The 16050-nt window shown below is 43.7% G+C and carries 17 protein-coding genes; 14 read left to right on the forward strand and 3 right to left on the reverse strand.

Annotated elements, in window-relative coordinates:
- Window positions 1–43 precede the first annotated feature (43 nt).
- Window positions 44–487: an OsmC family protein gene (locus tag AACS92_RS21495; RefSeq protein WP_099109537.1), complete on the forward strand. Its 444-nt coding sequence runs from the start codon at window positions 44–46 to the stop codon at window positions 485–487.
- A 55-nt stretch (window positions 488–542) separates the two neighbouring features.
- Here the strand turns inward: AACS92_RS21495 and bioH are convergent, their stop codons facing one another.
- Window positions 543–1325, reverse strand: a complete 783-nt coding sequence (gene bioH / locus AACS92_RS21500) for a pimeloyl-ACP methyl ester esterase BioH (protein ID WP_099109538.1) — start codon at window positions 1323–1325, stop codon at window positions 543–545.
- Window positions 1326–1392: 67 nt separating this feature from the next.
- Between bioH and gntX the strand changes: the two genes are divergently transcribed.
- The 7 genes from gntX (at window position 1393) to AACS92_RS21535 (ending at window position 7633) form a co-directional block, all read left to right on the forward strand.
- The gene (gene gntX, locus AACS92_RS21505) at window positions 1393–2076 is read left to right on the forward strand and encodes a DNA utilization protein GntX (RefSeq protein WP_099109575.1); all 684 of its coding nucleotides are present in this window, start codon (window positions 1393–1395) and stop codon (window positions 2074–2076) included.
- Window positions 2077–2135: 59 nt separating this feature from the next.
- Window positions 2136–2711 carry a Fe-S biogenesis protein NfuA gene (gene nfuA, locus AACS92_RS21510; RefSeq protein WP_086954736.1) on the forward strand — a complete coding sequence of 192 codons (576 nt, stop codon included), beginning with the start codon at window positions 2136–2138 and terminating at the stop codon, window positions 2709–2711.
- 143 nt (window positions 2712–2854) lie between these two features.
- Window positions 2855–3178, forward strand: a complete 324-nt coding sequence (glpE, locus tag AACS92_RS21515; protein ID WP_099109539.1) for a thiosulfate sulfurtransferase GlpE — start codon at window positions 2855–2857, stop codon at window positions 3176–3178.
- A gap of 171 nt (window positions 3179–3349) precedes the next feature.
- Window positions 3350–4186: a rhomboid family intramembrane serine protease GlpG gene (gene glpG, locus AACS92_RS21520; protein ID WP_099109540.1), complete on the forward strand. Its 837-nt coding sequence runs from the start codon at window positions 3350–3352 to the stop codon at window positions 4184–4186.
- A gap of 56 nt (window positions 4187–4242) precedes the next feature.
- Window positions 4243–5001: a DeoR/GlpR family transcriptional regulator gene (locus tag AACS92_RS21525; protein WP_099109541.1), complete on the forward strand. Its 759-nt coding sequence runs from the start codon at window positions 4243–4245 to the stop codon at window positions 4999–5001.
- A gap of 342 nt (window positions 5002–5343) precedes the next feature.
- Window positions 5344–6837: a glycerol-3-phosphate dehydrogenase gene (glpD, locus tag AACS92_RS21530; protein ID WP_099109576.1), complete on the forward strand. Its 1494-nt coding sequence runs from the start codon at window positions 5344–5346 to the stop codon at window positions 6835–6837.
- 280 nt (window positions 6838–7117) lie between these two features.
- Window positions 7118–7633 (forward strand): GNAT family N-acetyltransferase, encoded by a 516-nt coding sequence (locus tag AACS92_RS21535; RefSeq protein ID WP_099109542.1) that lies wholly within the window; start codon window positions 7118–7120, stop codon window positions 7631–7633.
- Between the two features lie 124 nt (window positions 7634–7757).
- Here the strand turns inward: AACS92_RS21535 and AACS92_RS21540 are convergent, their stop codons facing one another.
- Window positions 7758–8804, reverse strand: a complete 1047-nt coding sequence (locus AACS92_RS21540) for a hypothetical protein (RefSeq protein WP_099109543.1) — start codon at window positions 8802–8804, stop codon at window positions 7758–7760.
- A 338-nt stretch (window positions 8805–9142) separates the two neighbouring features.
- Window positions 9143–10051 carry an alpha/beta fold hydrolase gene (locus AACS92_RS21545; RefSeq protein WP_099109544.1) on the reverse strand — a complete coding sequence of 303 codons (909 nt, stop codon included), beginning with the start codon at window positions 10049–10051 and terminating at the stop codon, window positions 9143–9145.
- A 465-nt stretch (window positions 10052–10516) separates the two neighbouring features.
- Between AACS92_RS21545 and yhfZ the strand changes: the two genes are divergently transcribed.
- The 6 genes from yhfZ to AACS92_RS21575 all read left to right on the forward strand — a co-directional run bounded on the left by yhfZ (window position 10517) and on the right by AACS92_RS21575 (window position 16040).
- Window positions 10517–11425: a GntR family transcriptional regulator YhfZ gene (gene yhfZ / locus AACS92_RS21550; protein ID WP_099109545.1), complete on the forward strand. Its 909-nt coding sequence runs from the start codon at window positions 10517–10519 to the stop codon at window positions 11423–11425.
- An 86-nt stretch (window positions 11426–11511) separates the two neighbouring features.
- Window positions 11512–11874, forward strand: a complete 363-nt coding sequence (locus tag AACS92_RS21555; protein WP_099109546.1) for a PRD domain-containing protein — start codon at window positions 11512–11514, stop codon at window positions 11872–11874.
- Between the two features lie 102 nt (window positions 11875–11976).
- Window positions 11977–13149, forward strand: a complete 1173-nt coding sequence (locus AACS92_RS21560) for a YhfX family PLP-dependent enzyme (RefSeq protein WP_099109547.1) — start codon at window positions 11977–11979, stop codon at window positions 13147–13149.
- 151 nt (window positions 13150–13300) lie between these two features.
- Window positions 13301–14251: a phosphotriesterase-related protein gene (locus AACS92_RS21565; protein WP_099109548.1), complete on the forward strand. Its 951-nt coding sequence runs from the start codon at window positions 13301–13303 to the stop codon at window positions 14249–14251.
- A gap of 45 nt (window positions 14252–14296) precedes the next feature.
- The gene (locus AACS92_RS21570; protein ID WP_099109549.1) at window positions 14297–14659 is read left to right on the forward strand and encodes a DUF2620 domain-containing protein; all 363 of its coding nucleotides are present in this window, start codon (window positions 14297–14299) and stop codon (window positions 14657–14659) included.
- Between the two features lie 10 nt (window positions 14660–14669).
- Complete coding sequence (locus tag AACS92_RS21575; RefSeq protein WP_099109550.1) at window positions 14670–16040, forward strand: YhfT family protein; 1371 nt, start codon at window positions 14670–14672, stop codon at window positions 16038–16040.
- The last annotated feature ends 10 nt before the right edge of the window (window positions 16041–16050 follow it).

A 16050-nucleotide genomic window follows, 5' to 3' on the forward strand; every position in this document is an offset into this window, starting at 1 on the left:
TGCAGTTCTGTCATAACGATTAATAACCTGAGGATATACTCAAATGCCTAAAGAGTTATTTGCTGCAACAATAGAGTCTGCTGGTCATCTCAAAATGAAATGTTCATCACGAGGTTTTACCTTTCATGTGGATGAACCCAAAAATCTGGGCGGAACAAATGAAGCCATGAACCCTGTGGAAGCACTGCTTTCTGCTTTTGGTGCCTGTCAGTGTATTGTGACCAAAAGTTTTGCCCGCAAACATAAAATCAACCTGATTGATATTCAGGTCAATGTGGAAGGAGAGTTGGATACCGACGGTTTCACCGGTAAGAATAAAAACGCCAAAATCGGCTTTTCAAAAATCACATCAAAATTTCATATAAAAGCCGATAATACCGAACAAGAGATCCGCGATTTTGTTCAGTTTGTAGAAAGTAACTGCCCTGTACTCGATACCATCGTCAATACACCGGAAATTGTCACCGAAGTTTATCCTGTCAGATAAATATCAACTACCCATAACAGCCATGTTATGGGTAATTAGTAGTCAATAGCTGAAATTACCCGGCTTCACTCCCACTGTTCGCAAACGCTATCAATAAATCGACAAATTCATCCGGATGGGAAATAAAAGGTGCATGTGCCGCATGACGCATAATCACAGAACGGGTGTGCGGCCATTCACAATCAAGCAAGGCAGCAATCTTACGTGGTACCAAACCATCAAGATAGCCATAGATACGCAGGAAAGGCAGCTGAAGCTGCGCCAGCTCACTTCTCAAATCATCAGTACGCAGAATTTCCAGCCCGGCATTGAGCACCTCCACTGTCGGCATAGGCAGATTCAATACCACTGATTTCAATAAACGCGCATCCTGACGGGCGCTGTCAGTGCCCAAAGTCTGCAATGCTAAAAAGCGCTCAACCGTCTTCTGAAAATCTTCACTCAACTGGTGTTTGAATGCACTCAGAACCGAAGGCTGGATCCCCGGCCAATCTCCCTCTTCACTGAATTTTGGCGATGATGCGACTGTGATTAAACCCGCCACTTTATCAGGATGATCTAACGCAATCTGGCTGGCAATGAGCCCTCCCAGCGACCATCCCAGCCATAAGGCATTTTCTGGCGCCTGTTGCCATACCGTATCAGCCATCTCTTTCAGTGTCATAGCCGGATACGGCTGACTGCGCCCATACCCCGGTAAGTCCACTAAATGTAAACGAAAATGCGAAGCTAATCGTGTTTCCACTGAACGCCAGACCTCAGCGTTCAACCCCCATCCGTGCAGCATCACAAGATCACGAGGAGCTTCGCCTAAAGTCTGCCAAAACAACTTATCCATTGTTATTCTCACCTTATTTACTCTCAGGAATTTCTTATCAAGGAAGAAAGCGATGTTCACAAAAACCATGCTAACAATGGTTGGGTACTGTTGGCTATGCCATCAAAGTTTGTATTTCGCTCATCATGGAATATGCCATATCTGCTGGCAAAACCTGAAACGGCTTGCGAACGTTTGTCCACGCTGCTCTCTGCCTGCCAGTTCTCGTGATTTACCCTGTGGCCGCTGCCTGAAGGAGCCACCACTCTGGCAACAAATGATCGCTGTTACCGATTATGCTCCCCCCTTAAGCCAGCTTATCCGGCGCTATAAGTATCATAGTACACCCCAGCTCGCCGCAGTTCTGGCGCGCATATTTCTTCTGCACTGGTTACAGGGCTATCGTGAAGGGCGCTGGATTAAGCCGGATTGCATACTTGGTATTCCTCTGCACCGCCAAAAACGCTGGCAACGAGGGTTTGATCAGGTTGAGCTTATCATCAGGCCATTAGCACGCTGGTTGCGATGCCAATATCAGCCTAATCTTTTGCAACGCACACGTGCTACACTCACACAACGGGGCTTATCTGCCGCCCAAAGGAAAACCAATCTTAAGCATGCCTTTCAATTGCGTGGTGATTTTACCGATCAACATGTCGTCATTTTCGATGATGTAATCACCACGGGAACCACTCTGCATGAAGCCACACAGTTGTTAATTCGTGCTGGTGCCCGTTCCGTTCAAACCTGGGCAATATGCCGAACCTTGTAGTTCCTTTATGAATGGGCGTATTATAACCAACTATAACAGTCAACTATTGAGCAAATGACATGATTAATATTACTGAAGCAGCGCAAGCGCACTTTGCCAAGCTACTGGCAAATCAAGAACCCGGTACACAAATCCGCGTTTTTGTCATTAATCCAGGAACGCCGACAGCAGAATGCGGTGTTTCTTATTGCCCACCTGATGCTGTTGAAGCCACTGACACCGAATTGAAATTTGACCAACTTTCTGCCTATGTTGATGAAATCAGTGCGCCTTTTCTGGAAGAGGCGGTTATCGATTTTGTGACTGACCAGCTTGGCTCCCAGCTGACCCTGAAAGCACCAAACGCAAAAATGCGCAAGGTAGCTGACGATGCGCCACTGATTGAGCGCGTTGAATATACTCTACAATCACAGATTAACCCACAGCTCGCAGGTCATGGTGGCCGTGTCAGCCTGATGGAAATCACAGATGAAGGTTATGCCATCCTGCAATTTGGTGGTGGATGCAACGGTTGTTCGATGGTCGATGTCACTCTGAAAGAGGGGATCGAAAAACAACTGTTACAGATGTTCCCTGAGCTGAAAGGCGTTAAAGACCTGACAGAACATCAGCGTGGCGAACACTCTTACTACTGATTTTAGCCCGTTATTTTTTGTTCTTTATATCTTTAGTCATGCCTTCCCAATGACAGAATTGGGAAGGCAGTAAAGTCATAAAGGAACATTTTTAAGAAACTGACACCTTAAAACGAAATTTTAAGAAACAAAACTGAGTGTTTATGGAACATTTTCAAACAATAAGCCCTGAACAAGCCTACCAGAACTGGCTCGATAAAAGTGCTCTGATGGTGGATATCCGTGATCCACAGAGTTTCCGTGCCGGGCATGTAACAGGCGCATTTCATCTGACCAATGAAACTATCAATCAATTCCTGCAAGAGGCCGATTTTGATCAGCCGGTTATGGTGATGTGCTACCACGGCCATAGCAGTCAGGGAGCCGCACAGTATCTGATCAATATCGGTTTTGAAAACGTATACAGTGTTAACGGCGGTTTTGAAGTATGGAAAAAAGATTATCCTCATGCCGTTCATGCTGAGTAATAAGCATCTGTACTTCTATACCCTATGGATTTCGAGTTGCATCGCGGCGGCAAGGGAATGAACCTCAGGAGCATAGGTAACTATGTGACTGGGGTGAGTGAACGCAGCCAACAAAGAGGCAACTCGAAAGACGACGGGTATAACCCTAATTTAAGGTGAATAATACGCACAATGATCCATGTAACTTCAATCCATAATCCAAGACTGGCTCAGGCCTTTATTGATTATATGGCGACACAGGGCATTCACCTGACCATCCGCCAGACCAATGAACCACATGTGGTTGAATTGTGGCTGGAAGATGAAAAACAATTAAGCGCTGTTCAACAGGAGCTTAATCAGTTTTCCCGAGATCCGCTCAATGAGCGCTATCAGGCTGCCAGCTGGCAGGCAGGTAAAACAAGTACGCCGTTGAAATACCAAAGTAATCTGAACTGGAATACACTGAAAGGCCAGTCCGGCCCATTAACTATCGCCATTTCTGCACTCTGTATTCTGGTCTATTTTTGGATGCAGCTGGCTGGAGTTAATGAGGTTATGAGCTGGCTGGCGTGGCCTAACAAAGAGCAATATCTGGAACTGTGGCGTTGGCTCAGCCCAGCTTTATTACATTTTTCGTTATTGCACATTCTGTTCAATCTGGTGCTGTGGTGGTATTTCGCTAGTCAGGTTGAAAGGAACATCAATACCGCAAAGCTTGTTGAAATCACAATAGTTTCTGCCATTTTCAGTGGCTGGGCACAATCGTTGTTCAGTGGATCGCATTTTGGTGGGCTTTCCGGTGTAGTTTACGCTTTGATCAGCTATGTTTGGCTGAGCGGAGAAATGTCTCCCCAAAAAGGACTCAGTGCCCCCAGAGGGCTTATCGCAATTTCAGTCATCTGGTTATTTGTTGGCTATTTCAATGTATTTTCTCTTAACATCGCTAATGCAGCCCACTTTTCAGGCTTAATTATCGGGTTACTGATGGGATTATGGGACAATTTACGCAAACAAAAGAATCAATAATATTCCAATTAAAATCAGTTAATTATAATAATTTTAGGTAAAATTAGGGGAATGTTTTGAAGCAAACTCAGCGACATGATGCAATAATCGAGCTGGTACGTCTTCAGGGCTATGTCAGCACTGAAGAACTGGTCGAACACTTTGATGTCAGCCCACAAACAATCCGACGTGATTTGAACGAACTGGCCGACAAAAATAAGATCCAGCGTCATCACGGTGGTGCAGCTTTACCTTCCAGCTCTGTCAACACAGCTTATCATGACCGCAAGATTATGTGGTCAGATGAAAAAGCACGCATTGCCCAGCAGGTTGCTACCCAAATCCCAAATGGCGCAACCCTGTTCATCGATATCGGTACCACACCAGAAGCCGTCGCCCACGCCTTACTTAATCATCGGGATCTGCGTATTGTTACCAATAATCTCAACGTCGCAACCCTGCTGATGGGAAAGGAAGATTTCCGCCTGATTCTGGCCGGAGGGGAAGTCCGCTCCCGCGATGGTGGCATTATTGGCGAAGCCACTCTGGATTTTATCTCCCAGTTCCGCCTTGATTTCGGCATTCTCGGTATCAGTGGCATTGACTCTGATGGCTCTCTGTTAGAGTTCGATTACCATGAAGTTCGCACCAAACGCGCAATTATTGAGAATTCCCGCTGTGTCATGCTGGTTGCTGACCATTCAAAATTTGGCCGTAGCGCGATGGTTAATCTCGGTAATATGAACCTGATTGATTTTCTGTTTACCGATAAAGAGCCACCTTCCGGCCTGCAAAAAATCATTGAACAGCATAGTGTTAAGCTGGAATTGTGTTAGGTCAGAGCAGTATTAAGCCAGAATCGTGTTAGAACTGGCTTCAGATTGAAGACATTCTATTTAGAATCCGTCTGAAAACAGGCGGATTCCTCCTCCCCCGGTCAATTGCTCCCAGTCATCATCTCAATCCTCTCCCTTCATGACCCTGCAATAACGAGTAAACTCAAATTTGCCTCTCACAATTTCCTTATTAATCTTAGATATATGATAACGATTTGTTATCTGCATCACGCAAATATGTTTTTTTCTGGTAAATGGTTGGCGATTGATGAAATTTTGATTACAATCACTGAGCGAAAACGAACATTAAAGAACTGTTTCGAACATTTCAGAGGGTATGCAATGGAAACCAAAGACTTGATTGTAATTGGCGGCGGAATTAACGGCGCTGGTATTGCGGCTGATGCTGCTGGCCGTGGACTGTCAGTCCTGCTGTTAGAAGGTCAGGACTTAGCCAGTGCGACCTCATCAGCCAGTTCTAAGCTGATCCACGGTGGCCTGCGCTATCTGGAACACTACGAGTTCCGTCTGGTCAGTGAAGCACTGGCTGAGCGTGAAGTCTTATTAAAACTGGCACCTCACATTGCATTCCCAATGCGTTTTCGCCTCCCACACCAGCCACACCTGCGTCCGGCCTGGATGATCCGCATTGGCTTGTTCCTTTATGATCACTTGGGTAAACGTGTAAGTTTACCGAGCAGTAAGGGGCTGAAATTCGGCGCTAACTCAGTGCTTAAATCCTCGATTAACCGTGGCTTTGAATACTCTGACTGTTGGGTTGATGATGCACGTCTGGTCGTATTGAACGCGCAGGAAGTACAGAAACATGGCGGTGAAGTCCGCACTCGTACTCAGGTCACCCGTGCGTGGCGTGAAAATGATCACTGGATGGTAGAAGCTAAAGATCTCGTCACTGGTGAGAGCAAAACATGGCGGGCAAAAGGTCTGGTTAACGCAACTGGCCCGTGGGTTAAGAATTTCTTTGATAATGGCCTGCAACTGAAATCACCTTATGGTATTCGCCTTATCAAAGGCAGCCACATCGTTGTCCCACGTGTTCATGATGAACCTCAGGCTTATATCCTGCAAAACGAAGATAACCGCATTGTGTTTGTAATCCCGTGGAATGATGAATTCTCCATCATCGGCACAACGGATGTTGAATATAAAGGCGATCCAAAAGACGTTAAAATTGACGATCAGGAGATCGATTATCTGCTGAAAGTCTATAACGACCATTTCAAAAAACAACTTAACCGTACTGATGTCGTTTGGACTTACTCTGGTGTACGTCCGCTGTGTGATGATGAATCAGATTCACCACAAGCCATCACCCGTGACTACACACTGGATGTACAGGATGAGCAGGGGCAGACTCCATTGCTATCCGTCTTCGGCGGCAAACTGACAACTTACCGTAAACTCGCAGAACATGCGATGGACAAACTGGCACAGTATTATCCGAACGCCGGTCAGGCATGGACGAAAAATGGTAAACTGCCCGGCGGTGAGCTGGAAGGCCAAGACCGTGATGGATATGCCCGTTTACTTCGCCAGCGTTATGACTGGTTGCCAGAAGGCATTGCACGCCGTTATTCCCGCACTTACGGCAGCAACAGCAATATCATTCTGAGTGATGCGAAAGAACTGGCAGATTTAGGTGAATTCTTCGGTTATGGGCTGTATGAAGCTGAACTGCGTTATCTGGTCGAACATGAGTGGGTTACTCAGCTGGATGATGCGATCTGGCGCCGTACCAAACTAGGTATGTGGCTGACAGATGAGCAGAAACAGCGCGTTGCTGATTGGCTGGCTCAGAACGTTAAATCAGCATAATCACAAAACTGATTTAATCTGACAAACTCGTATACTTAAAAACGGCGATAATTTTTTATCGCCGTTTTTTTATTTCCTTCCGCTCGAATCCTCGCAGAAAAACTCATAAATTTTCGAAATCAATCATCAATATGTTCTATCAAAATTTCTTTATTTTCATTCGATTCTACTGAGCTATTTGAATAGTACATTTTTACCGCTGTGATAGGCTAATGGCCAGCAGGTGAAACATTAATCTGGTAATAACTTAATCCATTATAACTCATTGAAGAGATGACTTATGTTGAAAATCCAGCAAGCAGTCACAGAAGATACTCTATTGCTATCCCAAATGCTTGAAGAAAGTTACCGTTTTCATTTTTCTTATTTATGGAAAGATAAAGATGAGTTAGAGGAATATATTGCCGAAGAAAGTTCCCCAGAAAGCATAGCGAATTCGCTCAATACCCCCAATCATAAATGGTTTATTGCCGAGACTAACCGTCCTATTGGATTTATAAAAATAGTTGTAAATAAAACTATTCCGGATAGTGAATTAACAGGATTGTATTTACATAAACTCTATCTGCTGCCACACCTGACCGGGCAAAATTATGGTCAGAAAATGTTTGGCCATGTTGAAAAATTAGGACAAGAACAAGGCCAAAAATGGCTTTGGCTGGAAGTGCTGGAAAGTAACAAGCAGGCGAAAAAATTCTATGAAAAAAATGAGATGAAATGGTACAGGGATATTATATTCACCAGTACTAAACAGCAAAGCACACTGCATATTATGATTAAAGAAATTTCTCGCTAAAAACTCCTTCCTTCACCTTCTAACTGCAAATTGATTGACTAAACTTACTTACTTTCAGTCAAATAGCATAAAAAAGGTGAAGGATATATTATATATAAACACATATGATTAACTTGATGAATTATTATTTTTGCCTTTTAAAAATATCACTTGGGTAATACTCAATATTAAAAACACCAGATTGCGTCCCATACTCACTCCCAATTTTTTGTGATGAAGCTATCTGTGTAGTACCCGTTTCGCCAAGAAATTTTCTCTTAACATGCCTGTATTCTGAATCTGTAATAGGGCTATACAATGAGCCATTTGAAAATGTTTTTTGTTCTTTCCACAGTTTGGGTCGATTAATTTCCAGATCAATTCTATTTCTTTTTTCTGGCTGAGATAAACGATTATTATTAGTCAAATAATCCATGAGAAATATCCATCCACTAATAGGAGAATCTGGTTTTTCTGATTCTATCTTAATCCACTCCAACGATAATTTAACTAACTTCCTAATCATTCTCGTCTGAAGGGATACCGAAAGCAAATTATTGGTGTGTAAATTTAAACCACCATATTCAACTTCAGTATTATTTCTATTTTTACTCCTCTCTATCTCTGCTAATTTACTTAATAAATTACTATCACTTTTTTTATATCCCTGTCTATTCCCTTCCCTATGCTGGCTCATAAAACGACTAATTGATTCCATTTTATCATTATCAAAATTTATTTCATTATAAAACCTGTTATCTTTACTAAAGCTAAATATTGAATTTTTATTCAACATTTCAGTAAGATATTTTTTCATTCCTGCATTACTATTTTTTTCTAAATTAATATGTTTATCTAATCTGCGATAGATTGATAATTCTTCCGTATTTTTAAATAAAAAATGCACCCACGATATCAACAAGTACTCGGCAATTTCCGGGAATTTTCTCAGATTTGGATCACGCAAAAATAATGGCTTACACATATCAGAAGTTATATAAGAGGATCGGCTAATAAGCGATTGTAACCTCATTGGAAATTCTTCACCATCTTGACGTGTAATCCCTAATACATTATTTAAAGCATCAATTGTTAAATAAATATTATCATCCCGTTTTTCTTTTCTTAAATATGATATAAGTACACGACGGGCATCACCTTCTCCATAAACAAATATTACATTCTTATTCATATAATTAACTCCTATATTAATCTATCACGATGGTTAAACACTTATCCGTTACGAAAGAAACCCGTCCTGATATCTATCGTTAGTAAAACTTGATCCCTTACTTTCCCAAAATATATTTGATTCTGATTTATCGCATTGAGCATGAATAATATGTCCAATCTCATCGACAATAGATGCAACTACTTTAATTGACAATTCAGGAGGAAAGGAAGACCGATGTGATGATTTCATTTTTTCATATACGATATCTGGTACACCAAGTGGACCAAATTTGCCAAAAGATGTCCGGTGATCAATCGGTTTACTCGACCCTCCTCTCCTCATAGAGAGTGTATATTTTATTCTGTTTCTTCCACATCATTCAGAAACGGAATAATTTCCTCAGTCATAGCCTGCATAAACGATGGTGGAAAAGTGTGCCCCATTTGCTGCACTGGTAAGAACTTAGCCCCGCTAATACGTCTGGCGGTATCTTCTCCACAGGCCATCGGAATTAAAGGATCATCCTCACCATGTACAACCAGTGCAGGGCAACTAATCCGGCTCAAAAGCTCAGCCCGGTCAGAATCTGCAATTATCGCCAAAATCTGCCGGATGAAACTTTTGGGATAATAGCCGCCACGACTAAAAGCCATTCTCAGATGCTGAGTCTGTTCATCAATATTTAGTGGTTCAGAAGGAGAAGCAATAAGCTGGATAATTCTCAGTTGATGGGTCACCAGCTCTTCTATACGGGTATCGGTGGGTTTAGATAACAACGCTGCCATTACCTCCGGCTTTGGCAAAGGAAGCCCCTGAGCACCACTCGAACTCATGATGCTCACCAGACTTTTTACCCGCTCCGGGTAGGTTGCCACCAGTCTCTGGGCAATCATGCCTCCCATTGAAGCACCGATAATATGGGCCTGAGGGATATTCAGCGCATCAAGCACCCCCAGAGCATCATCAGCCATATCCTGCATACTATAAGAAGCGCGAACAGGTAAGCCCAGACGAAACCGGATTTTCTGCCACAATAAAGAGCGCTGTGGGATATGATCAAATCTCTGGCTCAGCCCCGCATCACGATTATCATGCCGAATTACCCGAAACCCGGCCGCAACTAACAGGTTTACTATGTCATCAGGCCAGTCAATAAGCTGCATTCCCAGACCCATGATAAGCAACACAACCGGTCGCTTCTCACCATTAGCTCCTTCACCGCTATCTTCTATTTCAATTGGGACATCATTTGCTATAACTTTCATAAGAAATAACCTCATGATATATCAATGAAAAATAAATAATTGGCCTGATAAATATACTACCCTGTCTTTTATTGCAGCAGGATAGAATAAAATTTAATAGTAATGAAATAAAAAAAGATAAAACTGTTTAGTTGATGACTCTATATTGAGGTAAAGAACAAAATACCATCAAATTGTTTCATACTGTGACAAATAGTGTAGCAAAAATCACCATACAGACAGAAAAATACAGCAGACATAAGGGTAGGAATCAGGCTATTTCCCTATATTCTCCCATGATGCTTATTTTTATATCTTCAGGCCAAAATAATGATATATCTTCAAAATATTGATAATATTAGTTTTTATCATTTTTTAAATTTTCATTTATTCTGTAATTGTGATATTACTCCCTTTTCTTTAATTCGCTGGTTGCGGTTTATGTTCAAATTTATGAAGATAAATAAGAATGGATAAAAACTTGTAATGATGAGTCAAACATTCATTAAAAAAGAGGGGATTGCGCAATCATTTCTGGCTCGTTATCTCCTCTCAGAACAATGTGGCAATCGCCTGAAAACCATAGAGTTACTGGCAAAAGAGTGTGGGTTGTCCGTGGGTTTAATGCAGGCAGCATTAAAATCTCTCGAGCAATCGCAGGCGGTTGGAATTAAGCGTCGTGGTAGGAATGGCAGCTTTCTCTCGCAGATTAACCATAAATTACTATTGGAATATGCCGATATCGGCAATGTAGTCTGCGCAATGCCCCTTCCCTATACCCGTGCCTATGAGGGTCTGGCCAGTGGTTTAAAAGCATTGTGTGCAGGTGTTCCTTTTTACTTTGCACATATGCGTGGCTCAGATATCCGCATTGAGTGCTTACTGAATGGCGTCTATGACTTAGCAGTAACATCAAGACTCGCCGCAGAGCAGCATCCAGATAATAAAGATATATATATTGCGCTATCACTAGGGACCCAAAGTTACACAGACAGACATCGGTTAATCTTTCGCCAGGGGGAAATGGAAACTATCCGCCGCGTAGGGTTAGACAGCACCTCAGCTGACCAGAAAATAATGACAAAGCAGTATTTTGCAGGAAAAGAAATCGAACTGGTCGAGGTCTCTTATCATGAATGTCTGAATCAAATCATAAAAGGCCACATTGATGCGGCTATCTGGAACGTTGGACAAGGCCATGAGCTGATTGCACAAGGCCTGATGACCCAACTTCCCGATGACGGTGAGTGTTTTATCAAAGCCTCCGAAGCGGTTATCCTTGCCCGCAAGGATAATATCCCTATCCAGCAACTCTTGCATACCATGGTTGACAGAGAAGCACTACTAACCCATCAGCAAAACGTGGTATCAGGCATAATCGAACCCATTTACTGAACCTTAATTAGCCCCAAATAAGGTCTCAGCCAAAAACAGACTCAGACCAAACATAATCAATTAAATCTGACGTGTAACAAAAAGCGATGGTAGAACAACGGCTAACTATCCTGTTGCAAGGTGGTGTCATCGATCAGGATATCTACGATAATATGCTTGATGTCGTGCATATTCTGGAGGAGTTCTGGCTGATCCCAGTCCGCCATCCACAAGGTGAAATGGCGCTTACTCACATGGCAAGTGCTTTTATGCGATCACGTCGTGGAGAGATTGTTTCCCCTATAGAAAAAGACATTCTGGACAAAATAAAACAATCCGGGAATTATTCGCGGTTACTCAAAATTCATCATTCCCTGTTGGAAAAATTTACTCTTACCCTACACCCCAATGAGGAAGGCTATCTGTTAATAAATTTATATGGTTTAATACTTGCAACAACAAGTTACTGATTTTTACACATCATAAATATTCAAAAAAATGAAGATTAAGAAACTTCAAGCGTTTTTATTTTTCGCACACACGTACTGCTTTGCAGCTACAAAGAGAAACCTATGTTTATTAATGCGTTAAAAAAACAGAATCCTGAACTAATAGAAGTAGCAAAAAACCTTTGGCAACAAGGTACGATCCTACCAGATACTTACGTCATTGATGTCGATCAGGTATTAAAGAATGGTCAACATTTACTGCAAACAGCAGAGCAATATGGTATCGAACTCTACCTGATGACCAAACAGTTTGGCCGCAATCCGTGGCTGACCAAGAAACTGATTGAACTTGGCTATCCCGGTGTGGTTGCGGTGGATTTCAAAGAAGCCTACAGCCTGAGTCAACATGGTATTCCTCTATGCCACATTGGCCACTTAGTACAGACACCCGCTCATTTGATAGAAACCATGCTCCGGTGTGATCCTAAAATTATCACTGTATTTTCGTTGGAGAAAGCTCAGGCCATATCAGATGCAGCCGAAAAGCTGGGGCGTATCCAGCCCATCATGCTGAAAGTCTTTGCTAAGCGCGATATGGCTTTTACCTGTCAGGAATCAGGTTTCCTCTTTGAAGAACTAGATTCGGCTATTGATGCTTTAAAACAGATGGCGGGTATTAAACTATGTGGTCTGACTCATTTTCCCTGTCTGGCATGGAATTCTCAGTATCAGACCACGTTACCGACCGTTAATTTGCAGACGCTGATCAGAGCACGAAATAAACTCAAGCAACGCGGCATTTCTCTCTCTCAAATCAATGCCCCCTCGGCAACCAGCTGCAACACAATTCCCCTGTTATCAAAATATGGTGCGACTCATTTAGAACCGGGTCATGCCCTGACCGGAACAATCCCTGCAAATAGTATTGGCCGGGAGCCTGAACAGATCGCGATGGCTTATGTCACGGAAATATCTCATCACTATGAGGACAAAAGTTATTGTTATGGTGGAGGCTACTACCAACGCAGCCACATGAAGCATGCTCTGGTTTTTCCAGAACACAACAGTTCATATAAAACAGCACGGATATTACGGTTAGGTGAACCCTGTATTGATTACCACTTCTCTCTGTATGGATTGCACCCTATTGGTAGCCCGGTGATCATGTGCTTCCGGACTCAGATTTTCGTCACCCGCAGTGATGTCGCCCTGATCTCAGGTATTCAGTCAGGAAATCCAAAGCTTGAAGGCATTTATGACAGTCAGGGCAACTGGAAAAACAACGGTTACTCTTAATAATTACTCAACATAGGTATTACATTTAATATTATCTTTCCCTCAAATAATGTTATTTTCGCTCTAGTCAATTTACCGCATGATGCTGCGCGACTATTTATTTACGGAAATAATTTTTACGGAATAGTTATGCTTTATTTATGGAATAGTTATGGAATGCCAGAAAAAGATCAGGAATACACCCATACATTCCGCTCTGTATTCCCCATCCAAGATTGATACATCAGGCTACACCTATGTTCATGAGCACTTGCATATTGATCTGTCCGAAGCCAAAGGTACCCTTGACTGTCGTCTCGATCAGTATGAACTGATTGTTGATGAACTTCGCCATCTGCATGCGCTTGGTCTGCGCAATATTGTGGAGGTGACCAACCGTTACATGGGGCGCAATGCCTCCTTTTTACTGAATCTGGTGCGTGATACCCACATCAATATCATTGCCTCAACAGGCTATTACAAACGGCCATTCTTCCCCGCTCATTTCAGCACATTAAGCATTCAGGACATTGCTGAAGAGATGATTACTGAAATTGAGACAGGCATTGACGGTACGGCATTAAAAGCCGGTATTATTGCCGAAATTGGCTCCAGCCTTGGGGAAATTACCGAAGATGAGCAAAAGGTCTTTGCCGCAGCCGCTCTCGCACATCATGCTACCGGATGCCCCATATCCACCCACACCACCTTAAGTACAATGGGACGTGAGCAACTGGCGCTCCTCAAGGGATTTGGTGTTTCTCCTGAATCTGTGGCGATTGGTCATTGTGATCTGAAAGACAATCTGGACACGATTATTCCCCTGCTTGAAGAAGGTGCCTGGGTACAATTCGATACCATTGGTAAAAACAATTACTATCCTGACAGCGGGCGCATTGCAATGTTACGGGTGCTTGCCAGCCGAGGGCTACTCGACAGAGTCATGCTCTCTCAGGATATAACCCGCCGTTCTCACCTGAAAAGCAACGGAGGAATTGGTTTCGATTACTTACTCACGGTATTCGTTCCGATGTTGCTGACTGCCGGCTTTACCCAAACACAGATAGACCGAATGTTACGCGATAACCCTGCCCAATTCTTCCGGCACCGCTTTTCCAAATAACTAAGCAATAATTCGACAGAAAATAAGAAAGAGAGGGATAACAGCATGAAATTTGTCGTTGGTGGACAAATAGAAAAAGAAAAAATTGCCGAATGTATCCGGCAACTGGCCGGAGACAAAGCCGCCTCCGTCGTCATTATGAATGACATTGAAGCCTCTATGGCGATTAAAAATGGCGATGCCGATTATTATTTTGGTGCCTGTAATACGGGCGGCGGCGGGGCGCTGGCTATCGCGATTGCCCTTATCGGTCTGGATCTCTGCGCAACCATTGGTATGCCGGGAAAAATCTTATCCGACGATGAGATTATTGCTCATGTAAAAACAGGCAAAAAAGCATTTGGCTTTACGGGGCAGGATATCGACATTGTTCTTCCGGTGATCATTAACACGATCATTTCTCAATAAGGAGCCTGCCATGCAACATTTTCATGAGTTCCTGATGAGACTGATGGAAGTCGATCCTTTTAAAGCGGGATTACTGGCTTCAATTGGTGCGATTGCCGCCATGATGGCAAACCGTGGTATCGCCGTTTTCCATGATGGCCTGCGTCCGCTGCTCCCTGAATATCTGGAAGGACGAATGAGCCGTAAGGCACTGGCAGCAACAAGTTTTGCCCTGAGCATTGGTCTGGTCGTCGGGTTTGGTATCCCCTTCTCGCTGACAGCACCTATCGTGCTGGTTCACAGCCTGTTGCTCGGTACCGATATGATTGGTATCTGGTGTGCCAACAGCCGCAGAGGATTCATGGCTTCCGGTATCATTGGAGCCTTATACGCCATTGCCTTACTGGCCGGATTACGTTCCGTTGTTGAGCTGTTTGCGATGCTGCCGGTTAATTTCACCGATGACCTGAAAAAAGTCGGTGATCCGATTGTCGCCTGCTTTGCTCTGTTCCCTGCGATGGTCGTCGGCTATCAATATGGCTACCGCAAAGGGCTTTTAGTCATGCTCACCGCTTTAGTCGGCTATGTAGCGACGAAAGCCGCTGGCCCGCTCAGTTTTGGAGGACTAATCGAAAAGCCGGTCAGTGTCGATCCGAATGGTGCGGCTTTGTTGCTGTCGATGATTGCCATGTTCTACTTCGCCATGCGTGAACGTCCGGATAATGCCCCATCCGCAAATCAATCCTCCGCAGCACCAAAAGGCGCTAATGAAATGTTAGTCGGGCTGTTCTCAACCCGCATCGAACGTATTCAGAAAAACAAATGGCTACTAATCCTGTGTGGTGGCCTGACTGCAAGTGCAGCGACCATGTCTTTCAGCCTGCTGGCTGAAGGGCCGGTATCCCTGCAATTGATGGCTCAGGATGAGCAGACGAGTGCCCTGCTGGTGGCGCTGGCACGTGCCATCGGGTTTGTCCCGCTGGTCGGTACAACGGCAATTGCTACTGGTGTCTACAGCCCCAACGGGATGAAATTCGTGTTTGTGGCAGGTCTGGCAACCAGCAATCCGTGGCTGGCCTTTGTCGCCGGTGGCCTGACGATGTTTATCGAGATCCAACTACTGGCAAAAATTGCTATCTGGCTGGATAAATATCCCGGCGTCAAAGCGTGTAGCGGCCATATTCGTACCGCGATCACCAAAATGCTCGAAGTCGCCCTGTTGGTTGGTGGTATGATCGCTTCCAACGCCATTCTGCCGGGTATGGGCTTTATGATTGTTGCGGGGATTTATCTGCTTAACCGCACGTCTAAACGTCCTTTGGTTGAAATGGCAATCGGCCCGATCGCAACCATTGCCGTAGGTATTCTTGCTAACGTACTCTATTTAGTCGGAATAAATTAACAGGAACAAA

The sequence above is a fragment of the Xenorhabdus sp. KJ12.1 genome (assembly GCF_963876495.1).
Classification (GTDB): Bacteria; Pseudomonadota; Gammaproteobacteria; order Enterobacterales; family Enterobacteriaceae; genus Xenorhabdus; species Xenorhabdus stockiae.